11 protein-coding genes are annotated in these 13511 nt (G+C 44.4%); 5 read left to right on the top strand and 6 right to left on the bottom strand.

The features are described from left to right. Positions 1 to 281 precede the first annotated feature (281 nt). The 6 genes from C0J08_RS00380 to C0J08_RS00355 are packed head-to-tail and all read right to left on the bottom strand — an operon-like array spanning position 282 to position 6107. Positions 282 to 734 carry a phosphatase domain-containing protein gene (locus C0J08_RS00380; protein WP_212654170.1) on the bottom strand — a complete coding sequence of 151 codons (453 nt, stop codon included), beginning with the start codon at positions 732 to 734 and terminating at the stop codon, positions 282 to 284. Beyond that, positions 731 to 1285 (bottom strand): histidine phosphatase family protein, encoded by a 555-nt coding sequence (locus tag C0J08_RS00375; protein ID WP_212654169.1) that lies wholly within the window; start codon positions 1283 to 1285, stop codon positions 731 to 733. The genes C0J08_RS00380 and C0J08_RS00375 overlap by 4 nt, the downstream gene beginning before the upstream one ends. Then, complete coding sequence (locus C0J08_RS00370; RefSeq protein ID WP_212654168.1) at positions 1269 to 2369, bottom strand: MBL fold metallo-hydrolase; 1101 nt, start codon at positions 2367 to 2369, stop codon at positions 1269 to 1271. The genes C0J08_RS00375 and C0J08_RS00370 overlap by 17 nt, the downstream gene beginning before the upstream one ends. Continuing rightward, entirely contained in the window at positions 2366 to 3409 is a 1044-nt protein-coding gene (locus tag C0J08_RS00365) for an ABC transporter ATP-binding protein (RefSeq protein ID WP_212654167.1), read from the bottom strand. The genes C0J08_RS00370 and C0J08_RS00365 overlap by 4 nt, the downstream gene beginning before the upstream one ends. Continuing rightward, a complete protein-coding gene (locus C0J08_RS00360; RefSeq protein ID WP_249344447.1) occupies positions 3397 to 5124 on the bottom strand; it encodes an ABC transporter permease in 1728 nt (575 codons plus the stop codon). The genes C0J08_RS00365 and C0J08_RS00360 overlap by 13 nt, the downstream gene beginning before the upstream one ends. Positions 5125 to 5129: 5 nt before the next feature. Beyond that, positions 5130 to 6107, bottom strand: coding sequence for an ABC transporter substrate-binding protein (locus tag C0J08_RS00355; protein ID WP_212654166.1), 978 nt, complete (start codon positions 6105 to 6107; stop codon positions 5130 to 5132). Positions 6108 to 6251: 144 nt separating this feature from the next. Between C0J08_RS00355 and C0J08_RS00350 the strand changes: the two genes are divergently transcribed. The 5 genes from C0J08_RS00350 to C0J08_RS00330 all read left to right on the top strand — a co-directional run bounded on the left by C0J08_RS00350 (position 6252) and on the right by C0J08_RS00330 (position 13360). Further along, entirely contained in the window at positions 6252 to 7001 is a 750-nt protein-coding gene (locus tag C0J08_RS00350) for a DeoR/GlpR family DNA-binding transcription regulator (RefSeq protein ID WP_212654165.1), read from the top strand. Between the two features lie 159 nt (positions 7002 to 7160). Continuing rightward, positions 7161 to 9146: a methyl-accepting chemotaxis protein gene (locus tag C0J08_RS00345; RefSeq protein WP_212654164.1), complete on the top strand. Its 1986-nt coding sequence runs from the start codon at positions 7161 to 7163 to the stop codon at positions 9144 to 9146. 163 nt (positions 9147 to 9309) lie between these two features. Further along, positions 9310 to 9930, top strand: coding sequence for an SGNH/GDSL hydrolase family protein (locus tag C0J08_RS00340; protein ID WP_212654163.1), 621 nt, complete (start codon positions 9310 to 9312; stop codon positions 9928 to 9930). A gap of 445 nt (positions 9931 to 10375) precedes the next feature. After that, entirely contained in the window at positions 10376 to 11245 is an 870-nt protein-coding gene (locus C0J08_RS00335) for an NAD(P)-dependent oxidoreductase (RefSeq protein WP_212654162.1), read from the top strand. Positions 11246 to 11767: 522 nt separating this feature from the next. Further along, positions 11768 to 13360, top strand: coding sequence for an ABC transporter substrate-binding protein (locus C0J08_RS00330; RefSeq protein WP_212654161.1), 1593 nt, complete (start codon positions 11768 to 11770; stop codon positions 13358 to 13360). Positions 13361 to 13511: the final 151 nt, after the last annotated feature.

Raw genomic sequence — 13511 nt, 5'->3', positions numbered from 1 at the left:
AAAGAATCTAGTATGAATTCAACTGTCCTTGCCGTTTAGCTGTGTAGTCCTCGTAAGAATCACCGTATTGTTCCACACAATCCGCATATTGATTCGACTTTAACCTTTCACAAGAAGAAACATGGGCCTGTTGAAGGTTACTGTATAGGGCTTTTTGACTGCACCCTACTACCGAAACAAGAAGAAAAACCAAAAGGATAAATCTCATCATAAAACGCTAACCTCTTCAGCTTAAAGCTCAGACTAAAGGTTAGCATCTCATGCGCATCCTACTAACATCATTAAAAGTCTCCCGGTGCACACTGTAAACAGGTCAATCCTAGATTACGCCAGCCTTGTACCACAGCATCTCGATCATCCAAGACTAACCAAGGTAAAAAACCATCGTTGTGGATTTTTTCCAATAATGCTTTTTTCACTGCTTCATCAGGTAATTCATCCGCATTATCAGGACGTAGGTAAATGCCGTCACAGGGAATATTGTTTTTTTTAATCCAGTCGAGGGAGTGCTGTTTATGAGATTCAGGACGTCCACTGCAAATCAAAATCTGTTGTCCTTGTTGCTTAAGAATAGTGACCAAGCGCAACACATTTTCGACCACTGGGGCGTTTTTCATATGCTCAAAAAACGGGTCCCAATGTTTTTCTGCGCCAAGTACCCAATGAGCAACTTCGGTGTGATCAAATTCGGCCAATGTGCCATCTAAATCAACAATTACGGCATTTGATGTCATATAAAAATTCCTTTAAAGGGAGTAATGTTCCAGCCGTTTTCTTCTTGGCTAGGTATGAAAGAAATAGGAGTAACATTGCCAATTCTTGGGCAATAAGGTGTGCCATTGATCACATTGTTTAACACTCGATAAACGCCGGAGTGCGCAATGATGAGAGGCCACGAATGTTCACTTAAAATCCTATTCAGCGCACTAAGTACTCGAGTCTCAAAATCTTGCCACGACTCCCCATTTGGTGGCGTCACATCATACGGCAATTGTTGCTCTATCGGACAACCTTCCAAGTCGCCCCAATTGCGTTCTTTGAGTTGTTCATAAGCTTCCGTTCTTTGATTTGGCACCGCGTATAAAGCGGTTTCTTGAGTACGCTGTAATGTGCTGGTGACCACAACACTCCAATCAAAAACGCTTAGTATTGGCGCGGCATCTTTGGCTTGCTGAACGCCAGTTGCGCTTAACGGACTATCGGTAAAACCACCGATACGAAAGGTGGCATTGAACTCACTCTGCGCATGGCGGGCAAAAACAAACGGTTTAAACAGTAAGGTCATAATCTAGCTCTATACACTCTAACTCAATATAAGAATCTGCAGTGACACTTGGGCCAAGGGCCTTTTGCCACTCTTTGAGGTCTTTAATAGTATGGAAAAGTGGGACGCAAATGCGGCACTCAAGATGATCCACCAGCCGTTTTAGATCTTGCTTACGAGGATGCACATTCCAACGCTCAAAATGAGCTCGATCTTCACTCACAGCTTGGCGGGCATGTTCTGGCAAGTGTCCAGTATAAACCGGTAAGTAGCGCTCTGTTTGCTGTAACAAGTAGGCTGCGTCACCACTCATGCCATCTGGATCTCCACACAAAACGACTTTGGCGTCAGGATTAAACGGCTGGCTTTTCATGCGTTTCAAAACGCTTCGAATCTCTGCACAAACGCTGTTTTCAGGCCCGGCTAAAACCGTTTCTGGCGCAATACAATCTTCCCCTAACGTCCAATCATAAAAGCCTTGCGAGGTTAGCCAGCAGGCCATTTCTAACGCTCGGCCCGTTTGTGGAACCGGCATCAGCAAGGGACGATCGTCCTTGAGATAATGCAGCAAAGCGTTTTTACATTGCTCTAATGAGTTGTCATACAGGCCGTAAGAGGCATCGAGTAAAGCGATATTTGCTTGTGGTGGCATGGTAAAAGGGTACAAGCCAGATTCAAGACTGAAATCGCCGCTATAAAAGACGCCATCTCCTATATCAAGGTGTAACCATACACCACCAAACGAATGTCCTGCTGAGCCGGTTGTCACGGTAATGCCAGACACATTTGTCGTGCCACAAATAGGCAAAGAATGCAGATTCAAGTGTGCCGGCAAGTGCTGTTGAACGGGCGCGGTGGCATACACTGGCACCTTGTTATCAATATCAATCAAACCACCCATGTGATCTTGATGATCATGAGAAATAAAAATCGCATCTAAGTGATCTGGCTGCGTCCAACCTTTGTCTTCGCCCACTTCTAACGCACCACCCGCATCCAGTAAAAAGCGAATGGGTCTTGACCCTTTATTAGTCTGGTAAGTCACTAAAATCGCGGCAGCGGTTTTTCTTCCTGCACCGCTCAGAATATCAATACTGAGGTTCATGATTCACTCTCAAGCGACCAAGCTTGTCCAAGACGAACATGGTGTAGGCTGTTGAGTGACATCGGCACATCGCTGTAGGCCAACAAGCGCTGCCCATCGTTTAAGGTCAGTTCGATATCGTAACGCTCACCGCGAAAAATGCAGCTTTGAACATGAACAGCAAGTGCTGACTCTTCTGTGCTAACAAACACAATATCTTGAGGCCGAACCAGCACTGAACGGGCGGGTTTATCTGATGAACGCAGCCCAATCAATTCATGCAAACTTGCACCGCTAACGTATTGCTGAGGGGGAACTTCAGCCACAGACAACACAGAACCTCGACCAATGAAATTCGCCAACCAAGTATTCCTTGGCCTAGCATACAACTCCTGCGGTGTTCCCCATTGCACCAACTGCCCTTTATTTAACACGGCAATTTTGTCAGCTAATGACATGGCTTCCGATTGATCATGAGTCACATAGACAATGGTTGCACCGGTACGCTTATGAAAGGCACGAAAGGTTTCTTCCATTGTCGCCCGCAAATGCCGATCTAAGTTAGCCAAAGGTTCATCAAACAACACCACATCTGGCTCGGTCACCAAGCTACGCGCCAGTGCCACACGTTGACGCTGACCGCCGCTTAATTGTGCAGGTAAGCGGTCAGCGTAGTCTTCTAGCTGAACAATTTCTAAAGCCTCTGTTATACGCTTTGCACGTTCCACTGTTGGCATTTTTTGTACCTTAAGTGGATAACCAATGTTTTCTTTCACTGTCATGTGTGGCCAAAGCGCATAGGACTGAAACACCATGCCGAAGTTTCTCTCTTCCGTTGGCACATGGTGTTTCAGACTAGAAAGACAAGCGTCACCATGAATAATTTGACCATCCGATATTGGCTCAAAGCCAGCCAACATTCGCAAAATCGTCGATTTGCCACAACCACTTGGCCCAAGTAAAGCCACAAATTCGCCGGGTTCAATGGTTAAACTTAAGTCTTTAACAACAAGCGAATCATGAAAGACTTTTTTCACCTTATCTAATATTAATCGTGCCATGGAATCACTCCTCTGGGCAGACGAGGGGCAAACAGACTCAGTAAGCTCATTAGACCTGCCACGAGCAATACCACCAGCACAGCAATCGCCGAAGCCAACACACTGTCACCACTTTCATCAAGATTAAAAATCAACACGCCAAGGGTTTCATTACCCGCACTCCACAGCAAAGCAGATACCGTCAGTTCATTAATGGCGATCAAAAACACTAATAACCCCCCGGCAAAAAAAGCGGGTGCCGTGAGGGGCAAAATGATGTCAATTAATCGCTGTATCGGCCTTGCTCCAGCGAGTTGGGCCGCTTCTTCTAGCGCCGGGTCCAGCTGCGACATAGCACTGAGTACTGGCTTCAAACACACACTCAAAAAGCATGAAAGGTAAGCTAAGAAAATAATCCCCAAAGTGCCGTACAAACTGACTTCTATAAAAGGCAATGGCTTGGCGAATAACAAAATAAACGCGATGGCTAATACAATGCCGGGGATGGCATAAGGCACTTCGATCAAACTGGCGATCACGGCTCTGCTGCGCATTGGCAGACGCATCAATAAATAGCCCAACGGCAAAGACACCAGCATCAAAACTAAGGCACTGAAAAAGGCCAAAAATGCGCTGTTTTCAAACGCTCTGGCCGTCACGCCCTGACGACCGATCATTTCGTAAAACGCCGCAAAGGTGATGGTGTCAGCATTCAATGGCATACCAAGAGCTGGCACCAATGAACTCACAATTAAGGCACAGAGCGGCGCAACTAAGATAAAACACAACACCAAGGCCAAAAGCATTTCCAAAGGTAAACGCCATTGCTTAAGACGAAAGGACAGGGACTGTGCTGTGTGTCCTAATAGAGCATAACGGCTGCGTTGCTGTAACCATTGCTGCAACAACATGCCCGCCAGAACCAATAGCGCAATGATCATTGATAAGCCAGCCACTTGGCTCAGCATCTCATTGCCAAATCCTGCCATTTGCTGATAAATCAAGGTCGGTAAAACAATATAACCAGCCGGAATCCCTAACATCGCCGGAATACCAAAATTCCCCAAAGACGATACAAAGGCTAACGCCGCCCCCGCAATAATCGCACTGCGACACAGAGGCAAAATGATATCGACCCAAACGCGCAGCTGAGAAGCACGGGATAATTGAGCGGCCTCCAATAAATCTTGTGGCAACGCAATAAGTTGAGTGCGCAACGCTAAAAATACCAAGGGGGCACTTTGTATACCTAACAATAGTGCGATGCCTTCTGCCGAATACATAGGTTGAGGGCTACCTAAAGCGGGTTCGATGCCCAAAGTGTTCAAAATAGGACTAGCAGGACCAAACAACTGCAACCAACTTAATGCCGTCACTTGTGGCGGAATCATCATCGGTAGCATAAAGCAAAACACCCAAATAGCCCGTCCACGAATATTGGTTAAGGTCACCACAAAACCAAAACCGCAACCCAACACCACAGCAATGAGAGTCCCCAGTCCTGAGGTATAAAAACTATTGCGTAATGCGGTCCAAGTTCGCTCACTGCGAAGCACTTCAACCATCGGAGAAGAGGCAGAAAACGTCATATGACTCAAAGCTTCCAGCAATAATCGCAGACTAGGTAATACACTTAATATGGCAATCAGAATGAACAATCCAATGGACAGCCAGCGCAGCTGGCCATCCACGGAAGCGCCATCCATAAAACGTCGCTTTAATAACGAAGGAGTCATCTTGCTTAACCTTCAAAGATCTTACTAAAACGTGCTTTATTGGCTTCACTGTCACGCAGTGTTTTGGCTGCATTGAACGGCATTAAGTGAATATTTTCACGCTTAGGGAAACCTTTTGGCACGCCAATATCGCTACGAGCAGGTAAGTAGCCTTGCTTTAACACTAGGCTCTGACCTTCTTTTGATAGAAGAAAATCGACAAAACGCTTCGCCGCGGCTTTATTGTTTGAGTCCTTCATAATAGCAACGGGCTCAGTGACCATAGAGACGCCAGTTTTAGGAAAAATAAACTCGATAGGAGAGCCTTTTTCGGCTTCACGTATCGCCAAGAAGTCAACGATCATGCCGTAAGGTTTGGTGCCGGATGCCACCGCTTTAAGAACACCACCATTGCCGCCTTGTGCCATCGCTTGATTGTCATGCAGTTGCTGATAATAGTTCCAACCTAACGTTTTATCGTCTGTTAATGTCGCAAGGTGAATCAGCGCCGCCCCTGAATATAGAGGGCTTGGCATAGCCACTTGATTTTTATATTCAGGCTTAATCAAATCTGACCAATCCGTTGGATGTTGAGGCGCTTTTTTATGGCGAACAATCCCTGTGGTAATCAATTTTGTGCCGTAATAATACCCCTCTGCACTGTACAAACTGTCTTCGTATTGATCGCGGTTAGGGCTTAGGTAGGGGTATAGGTATCCATCAGACACCATCGACTCCATCGTCACACTGTCTGCGATAAGCAGTACATCGGGCTTAACCACACCAGAAGACAATTCCGCACGTAGCTTCGTCATCAATTTGGTCGTCCCATCACGAACCCATTCCACTTTAATGTCTGGATTAGCCGCCTCAAACGCATCCACCGTCATTTGTGCATCTTTGTTTGGTTGACTTGTGTACAGAGTCAAAACGTCTTGAGCCTGTACGGAAAGAGGAAAAGCAAGTGCCGCAGCGCAAAGCAATAATGTCTTCTTAAGGTTCATGGTGAAACTCTCTTTTGAATAAGTGAGCTGCAACAATACCGACATAGTTTGACACTATAGTGACGAAAAACTTTCGTTTAATACAAAGTAGCTTTCGTTTCGAAAACCACCAACAAAAAAGAGTGACGACAAAGGTGACAGCAAGTGAATAAGCGCCACTATGAAATTGTGCAATGGGTCAATAAACAAGGACGCCAAACACTACAAGCGGTCGCTGACAAATTTTCGGTTTCAGTACAAACCGTTCGTTCGGATATCAGGCTATTAGCCGAAAAAGGCTTAGTATTGCGCAGCCACGGTGAAGTGATCCCATTTCCTCATCGGGAGAATATCAGCTTTGATCAAAGACGAATCCGCCATGCCGCTGGCAAAAAATATATAGCCGACCTGTGTGCGAGTAAGCTGGCTGACTATCAGTCTATTTTCCTTGGTAGCGGCTCTACTGTCGCGGAAGTTGCTAATCGACTGGCCGATTTTCAGGGCTTGCAAGTCATGACCACTAACCTTCATGCGGCACGTAATTTATGCGAGCACCCTGATTGTGAGCTGACTATTTCAGGTGGCAGGGTCAGAATGCGAGACCAAGACGTCATCGGTGGCGACGCCATGCGCTTTTTTCAGCGTTACCGAGCAGATATAGGCATTTTTTCTGTTGCCGCGGCGAACAAACAAGGGCATTTATTTGATTTTACCGACGACGAAGTCATGGCAAGAGAAGCGTTAGTGGAACATTGTCATTACCGAATTTTAGTGATCGACAGCACAAAATTCGATACCGAGTCCCGCTGCTTATGGGGAAAAATGAACGATTACGATTGCGTCATTACCGACCACAAACCGTCTTCGTCCTTATTAAGTTTTTTAAATTATCAAAACGTTGAAATATTGTATTAGTAATATCTAACCAAGAAATTTATGATCAGAATTCCATTATGGACATTAAAAAGGAGAACACCTTTATATGGATTATATAAAAAATATTCTTGCCCTCTCTATTTATATAAGACTATTGTCTTATATTCCCTTACCCGTGTTGTATAGAATGAGGTTAATATGAAATCACCTATTAGAATTCGGCAACAGATTAATATTGGTTTAGTGGCCATTCTCCTACTTGCTCTCGCCAGTATTTATATAGTGATAGAAACCAAAGTAAAACCCGATCTAACAGCCGAACGGCAAAGACAAATCTCAGTAAACCAAAAAGGCTTAACCGAATTACTCAGCGCTAAATTAGAAAAAATTCAACTCCTCACCAGTACTCTCGCCTTAGCAGGCTCTCAACTTCCCAAAGAAGAAGCCCTCTTCAAAAAACTTTTTCCTAGCATTATTAGTAATCACGATGACAAAAGTATTGCCGGTGGCGGGATTTGGCCAGAGCCAAATGCGTTCACACCAGGAACAGAGCGCCGCAGCTTCTTTTGGGGACGCGATGGTTCTAAGATGAACTACCTTGATGACTATAATGATCCGGCGGGATCAGGCTACCACAATGAGCCGTGGTACACCGTTGGCAAAACCTCTTCATCAAAGCTGTGTGCTTGGTCGGAAGCTTACATTGACCCCGTTACCAAGATTCCTATGGTGACGTGTACCATTCCAATGAAAGACAATAATAAATTCATCGGTGTTACTACAGTCGATATGATGCTCGATGGTGTTACCAAGTCTCTCGAACAATACGGTATTGAAAATCAAGGTTATGTTTTCGCTATTGATCAAACAGGGCAAGTATTAAGCTTCCCAAAAGGAAAAGCCAATTTGGTGAATAGCGATGGCAGCATGCTAACGGCAACAGAACTTGGCAACCAGCTTCCATGGTTAAAACCAGCGCTGAAAAATATCAGCAATGCAGAACAAGTTATCTCTCTTGATCACGATGCGATCCTAGATGGTGCAGCGTATGTGGATTTAATCAAACACCCACAAACAGGTTGGACCATTGGCTTAGTCGTACCAAAAGAAAGAATGACGGAAATAGCTCAAAGCATGGGCTTATTCCTGATGATAGTAATTGGTGCCTTGTTAATCATCGTTAGTATTATTGCCATTTCCTACTTCCGTAGCTTACTTGGCAAAATCACTCAAACCACACAGCAAATTCAAGAGCTGGCCGATGGTGGTAGTACCGAGAAATTGGACGTTGGCACGTTGAACGAATTAGGTGATTTGCGTCAAGCAGTGAATGCGTATGGCGATAAACTGAAAAAATTACTCGAACAGATTCATATTGAATCGGCCAATCTAGTAGAAGATGCAGGCCGTCTAAGCACCTTCAGCAACGACTTCTTGGACAAAGCCAACAGTCTAAGTGATGAAAACACCACATTAGCGGCCGCTACAGAAGAGCTAGGCGCCACCTCTCACGACGTAGCCATGTATGCCAACGAAACCCGAGAAACCGTTGAGCGTATACATCAAGATGTCCGTAGTAGTGGTGATGAAATGAATACCGTCATCGAAACCATGCGTTCTCTCACCAATGCCATGACACAAGCACAAACTAATATTCTCAAGTTAGATGAAGATAGTCGTCGTGCCAATGGCATGCTAGGAGTGATTCGTGATATTGCCGAACAAACGAACTTACTTGCACTAAACGCAGCCATAGAAGCCGCCCGAGCAGGTGAAACGGGTCGGGGCTTTGCCGTGGTAGCGGATGAAGTGCGTAACCTTGCCGCGAAGAGTGAGAGCTCTGCCGTAGAAATAGAACAAGTGCTAGGGCGTCTACAGATTGCGTCAAAAGAATCTGTCAGCTCCATGGAGTTGGGCCACAGCGAAACCATACGAGCGGTAGAAACGGCTGAGTCAACCGCTAGTCACTTGCAACAAGTAGTAAGTGCTTTCTCTCAAATCACTGATCAGGCCACACAGATATCCGTGGCCGCTGGTGAACAGCAAAAAGTATCACAGGATTTGAGCCAGTTTGTCTCTCGATTACAAGAACTCACTGGAAGTAATGCCAGCGACTCGAGTCAACTTAGCCGCATGAGCCAAGAAATCGACGCCATCGCCAATCGACTCAATGCTTTGAAATAAAGCACTCTAGCCTAGAGTAACGCTGAAATCCCACACTAACTATCTAGTGTGGGATTTTTTTATGTTTATAGAAATGTCCAAAATTTTGCGTCAAATCGGTGAATAGATTGCCACTTATTAACTACACTATTGAATGACTCATAACGAATGCAAGGAGCACATCATGGCGACTATTTTATGTTACGGGGATTCCCTTACTTGGGGACGCATACCCAATGGTGGACGTTATCCAAAACATCTACGCTGGCCAACCATACTCAATGAATTATTAGGCCAACAACATCAAGTCATTAACTTTGGATTACCTGGCAGAACGACCATCTGGAATGACCCCTTCTTAGAAGGCAGAAATGGCCTTACCTACCTTCAAGCTGCGTTAGAAACATTTGGTCCAGTTGATATTTTAATCTTGATGCTGGGCACCAATGATTTGAAGCGACACTTTCATGTTGGTGCCTATGAAGCAGCAAAAGGTATAGAGAAACTGATCGAGAAGTCAAGAATACCAAATGATAACGATTTTCCCGCGCCAACCCTTGTGATTGTTGCCCCACCAAATATTTTATCCCCAACGGGGTCTATCGCTGAAAGTTTTCACGGAGCCATTGAAAAGTCTCAACATTTTCACCAGTACTACCAAGATGTCGCCACTCATAACCAATGTATTTTTCTTAATGCTGCAGGGGTTTTACAGCCCAGTGAGATAGACGGTGTACATTTAGGAACCCAAGGAAACGAGCAGTTGGCAAAAGCTATTTACTCTTTGATAAAAACCTACGTTTAGATCTAATCTATTGTTTTAAATGGATTTAATATTAAATACCTCCCTATAAAAAGCGTCTTGTTTAAAAACAAATCAATCTTAACGGACGAGATGGTTTAAGACGCTTTTTAGCCACTATTTACTCTTAGGTATTGACAGAAGGTATAACCCCATCAATAACAAAAGGAAAGAATGAAAATCGTATAAATTATGCACGATTATTCGCGGATAAACGCTTTTCAACGAAATAATCGATCGCTGTACTTTTCTTGCACAAAGTTATCCACAGGGTAGGGTGGAAAAATACAATAAAGCAAAAACCGTAAAAAACACCGCAAGTAGGCCGATATTTGGCGAATTTCTCCTATCTGTATGCTCAATTTCCTTCTTTTTTGTATCTCGTAATTCATAGTTAAACGCGTATGATTTAAACCAATTCGAACAAACGCAGTTAAGGAGAAAAGCAATGAAAGTAAGCTTCATTGGATTAGGAACCATGGGCTACCCAATGGCTGGGCATGTTAGTAAAGCAGGCCATACTGTTGTGGTTTTCAATCGATCAACTCAAAAAGCGCAAAACTGGTGTGAGGAATACACAGGAACTTTCGCAACGACTCCAGCGATTGCCGCACAAGATGCCGACATTGTTTTAACTTGCGTAGGTAATGACGACGATTTACGTGCTGTGTATTTAGGACCAGAAGGCGCCTTCCAGCTTGCCAAAGCCGGCACTTTGTTTATTGATCACACCACAGCCTCCGCAGAAGTCGCCAAAGAACTACATCAAGCGGCACAAGAACGTGGCTGTCACTTTATGGATGCTCCTGTTTCAGGCGGCCAAGCTGGCGCGGTAAACGGCGTATTAACGGTCATGATTGGTGGATCACAAAGCGACTTAGAGAGCGCCCAACCGGTATTAGATTGCTACGCGAAAGCCACCAGCTTAATGGGCCCTGTGGGGAGTGGTCAGGTAGCTAAGATGGTCAACCAAATTCTTATTGCTGGTGTCTTATCTGGTTTATCTGAAGGGATTCGTTTTGCCCAGAAAGCCGGTTTAGACATTGCTTCATTGGTTGAAACACTAAAACATGGCGCCGCTGGCTCTTGGCAATTAGAGAACCGTGGAGAAACCATGGCAAAAGACGAATTCGACTTCGGCTTCGCGATTGAATGGATGCACAAAGATTTAGGGTTGTGTCTTGCTCAAGCTGAAAAGATGGGAGTCAAACTTCCATTAACGAAAGCAGTGGATGAAGACTACCAAGTACTTATGGCAGAAGGACGAGGTCGCCAAGACACCTCTGTTTTAATAAAAGCACTCGATAACAAAGCGTAATTTGTCCTTGATAGGTTGTTTAATGTGTCTATATAGGCGCATTAAACAGCCTTCCTAATAGGCCAAAAAGCAGTTTATCTTCCCCCATGAAATGCCTTTTTTAAACTTCTCAATAAAAAAACATCTCTTTTTTTCCATATTGCTTACTTATATTTTTTCCTGCAAAACCTTTGCTCTCAAGGCTTCCGCTTCTTTATAGAAATTCTGTATTCATTACACGTATAGGCCATATCGTTATTTCGATTGGTTATTTAAATTGGCTTGAGTAATCTTCAAAGACGCTGTTTTTGATGTTTCTGATTATTTAGAGACATGATTTATAGCTAAAGGGGGCTCAGGGACGAGGCAGAGCAACCCCATTCGAACTAGGAGTTTGGATGGGGTTTGTTTTTAGAACTGTAAAAGACTCGAACTAAAAAGAAGGCTCTTAACCTACCCAAGATAATCACAAAAGTAACGAATACCTTGATTCGACTTCCCACGTGTTCAACACGAATATAATTATGCCAATGGAGAGTTACAATGAAAAAAGGGTTAGCAAAACTGACGCTTGCACTTATGGCTGCTGGAGCAATCAGCACCACTGCTCACGCCGCAACAACACTGGTTTATTGTTCAGAAGGTAGTCCAGAGGGCTTTAACCCAGCATTTTATACCTCTGGTACGACATTCGACGCGACCTCTAAAAACATGTTTAACCGTCTAGTTGAATTCAAACTGGGGACCACAGAAACGGAACCAGGTTTGGCAACCAGCTATGACGTATCTAGCGATGGCCTTGAATACACTTTCCATTTGCGCAAAGGGGTGAAATTTCACTCTTCTAAAGATTTCAAACCAACACGTGATTTTAATGCCGATGATGTGATCTTCACATTCGATCGCCAAGGTAATAAAGACAACCCTTACCACAATGTTTCTGGCGGCTCTTATGAGTACTTCACTGGCATGGGCATGGACACACTCATCAAGAAAATCGAGAAGATTGACGATTACACTGTGAAGTTTGTGTTGACCAAACCAGAAGCGCCATTCATTGCTAACCTTGCCATGGACTTCGCCTCTATCTTTTCTAAAGAACAAGCCGATTTCTACATGAAAAAAGGCACACCTGAAAAGCTAGATCTTGACCCTGTCGCAACAGGTCCTTTCCAAAAAGTTCAGTATCAAAAAGACTCTTTGATCCGCTACACAGCGTTTAAAGACTACTGGAAAGGTAAAGCAGAAATCGATCGTCTTGTTTTCTCAATCACGCCAGATGCTTCCGTTCGTTATGCGAAACTAAAAGCGGGCGAGTGTGATGTTATGCCATATCCAAACCCAGCTGACCTTAAGCAAATGGAAGCGGATCCAAACATCAATTTGATGAGCCAAGAAGGCCTAAACGTGGGTTACTTAGCGTTTAACACTCAGAAAAAACCATTCACTGACCCTCGTGTTCGCCAGGCTCTAAGCTTAGCAACGGATAAAAGTGCGATCATTGATGCGGTCTTCCAAGGCGCAGGTAAAGTTGCTAAGAACCCGATTCCACCGACTATGTGGTCTTACAACAAAAACGTTGTGGATTACCCATACGACCCTGTAAAAGCGAAGAAATTACTTGCTGAAGCGGGTTACCCTGATGGTTTCTCAACCAACATCTGGGCCATGCCAGTACAACGTCCATACAACCCAAATGCGCGTCGTATGGCTGAAATCATGCAAGAAGACTGGTCTAAAGTTGGCGTAAAAGCCGACATCGTTTCTTACGAATGGGGCGAATACCTAAACCGCTCTAAAAAAGGTGAGCACGATACCGTATTGCTAGGCTGGACTGGTGATAATGGTGACCCAGATAACTTCCTATACGTATTGCTTGGCTGTGACGGCGTTGGCGGTTCTAACCGTGCACAATGGTGTAACGAAGAGTTCAACGACTTACTACTAAAAGCAAAACAAACCTCTGATAAAGCCGAGCGTACTAAGCTTTACGAAGAATCTCAGGTAGTTTTCAAACGCGAAGCGCCTTGGATCACGATCGCTCACTCAGTGGTATATGAACCAATTCGTAAAGAAGTGAAAGGCTACAAAATTGACCCACTTGGCGGTCACTACTTCTACAACGTTAGTAAATAATTGATGTAGAAGTAAGTCCTTCGGACTAAACAAAATGAGGCCTTTTCACGACGTCACGAGCGAAGCCAAGACGAGAAAAAAGAGACAAGAAAGCAGAGTTTATGGGTTATAAATGAGCATTTCGAGTCTATTTTTAACAAAGTATTGGTAA

Source organism: Marinomonas sp. CT5, from assembly GCF_018336975.1.
Classification (GTDB): Bacteria; Pseudomonadota; Gammaproteobacteria; order Pseudomonadales; family Marinomonadaceae; genus Marinomonas.
Note: the sequence above shows the minus strand (reverse complement) of the source record. Positions and strands in the feature narration are given on the sequence as shown.

What these genes read in the sequence shown, in the direction of transcription:
- C0J08_RS00380 (WP_212654170.1), bottom strand. Translation starts at nt 734, where the DNA reads ATGACATCAAATGCCGTAATTGTTGATTTAGATGGCACATTGGCCGAA.
- C0J08_RS00375 (WP_212654169.1), bottom strand. Translation starts at nt 1,285, where the DNA reads ATGACCTTACTGTTTAAACCGTTTGTTTTTGCCCGCCATGCGCAGAGT.
- C0J08_RS00370 (WP_212654168.1), bottom strand. Translation starts at nt 2,369, where the DNA reads ATGAACCTCAGTATTGATATTCTGAGCGGTGCAGGAAGAAAAACCGCT.
- C0J08_RS00365 (WP_212654167.1), bottom strand. Translation starts at nt 3,409, where the DNA reads ATGGCACGATTAATATTAGATAAGGTGAAAAAAGTCTTTCATGATTCG.
- C0J08_RS00360 (WP_249344447.1), bottom strand. Translation starts at nt 5,124, where the DNA reads ATGACTCCTTCGTTATTAAAGCGACGTTTTATGGATGGCGCTTCCGTG.
- C0J08_RS00355 (WP_212654166.1), bottom strand. Translation starts at nt 6,107, where the DNA reads ATGAACCTTAAGAAGACATTATTGCTTTGCGCTGCGGCACTTGCTTTT.
- C0J08_RS00345 (WP_212654164.1), top strand. Translation starts at nt 7,161, where the DNA reads ATGAAATCACCTATTAGAATTCGGCAACAGATTAATATTGGTTTAGTG.
- C0J08_RS00340 (WP_212654163.1), top strand. Translation starts at nt 9,310, where the DNA reads ATGGCGACTATTTTATGTTACGGGGATTCCCTTACTTGGGGACGCATA.
- C0J08_RS00335 (WP_212654162.1), top strand. Translation starts at nt 10,376, where the DNA reads ATGAAAGTAAGCTTCATTGGATTAGGAACCATGGGCTACCCAATGGCT.
- C0J08_RS00330 (WP_212654161.1), top strand. Translation starts at nt 11,768, where the DNA reads ATGAAAAAAGGGTTAGCAAAACTGACGCTTGCACTTATGGCTGCTGGA.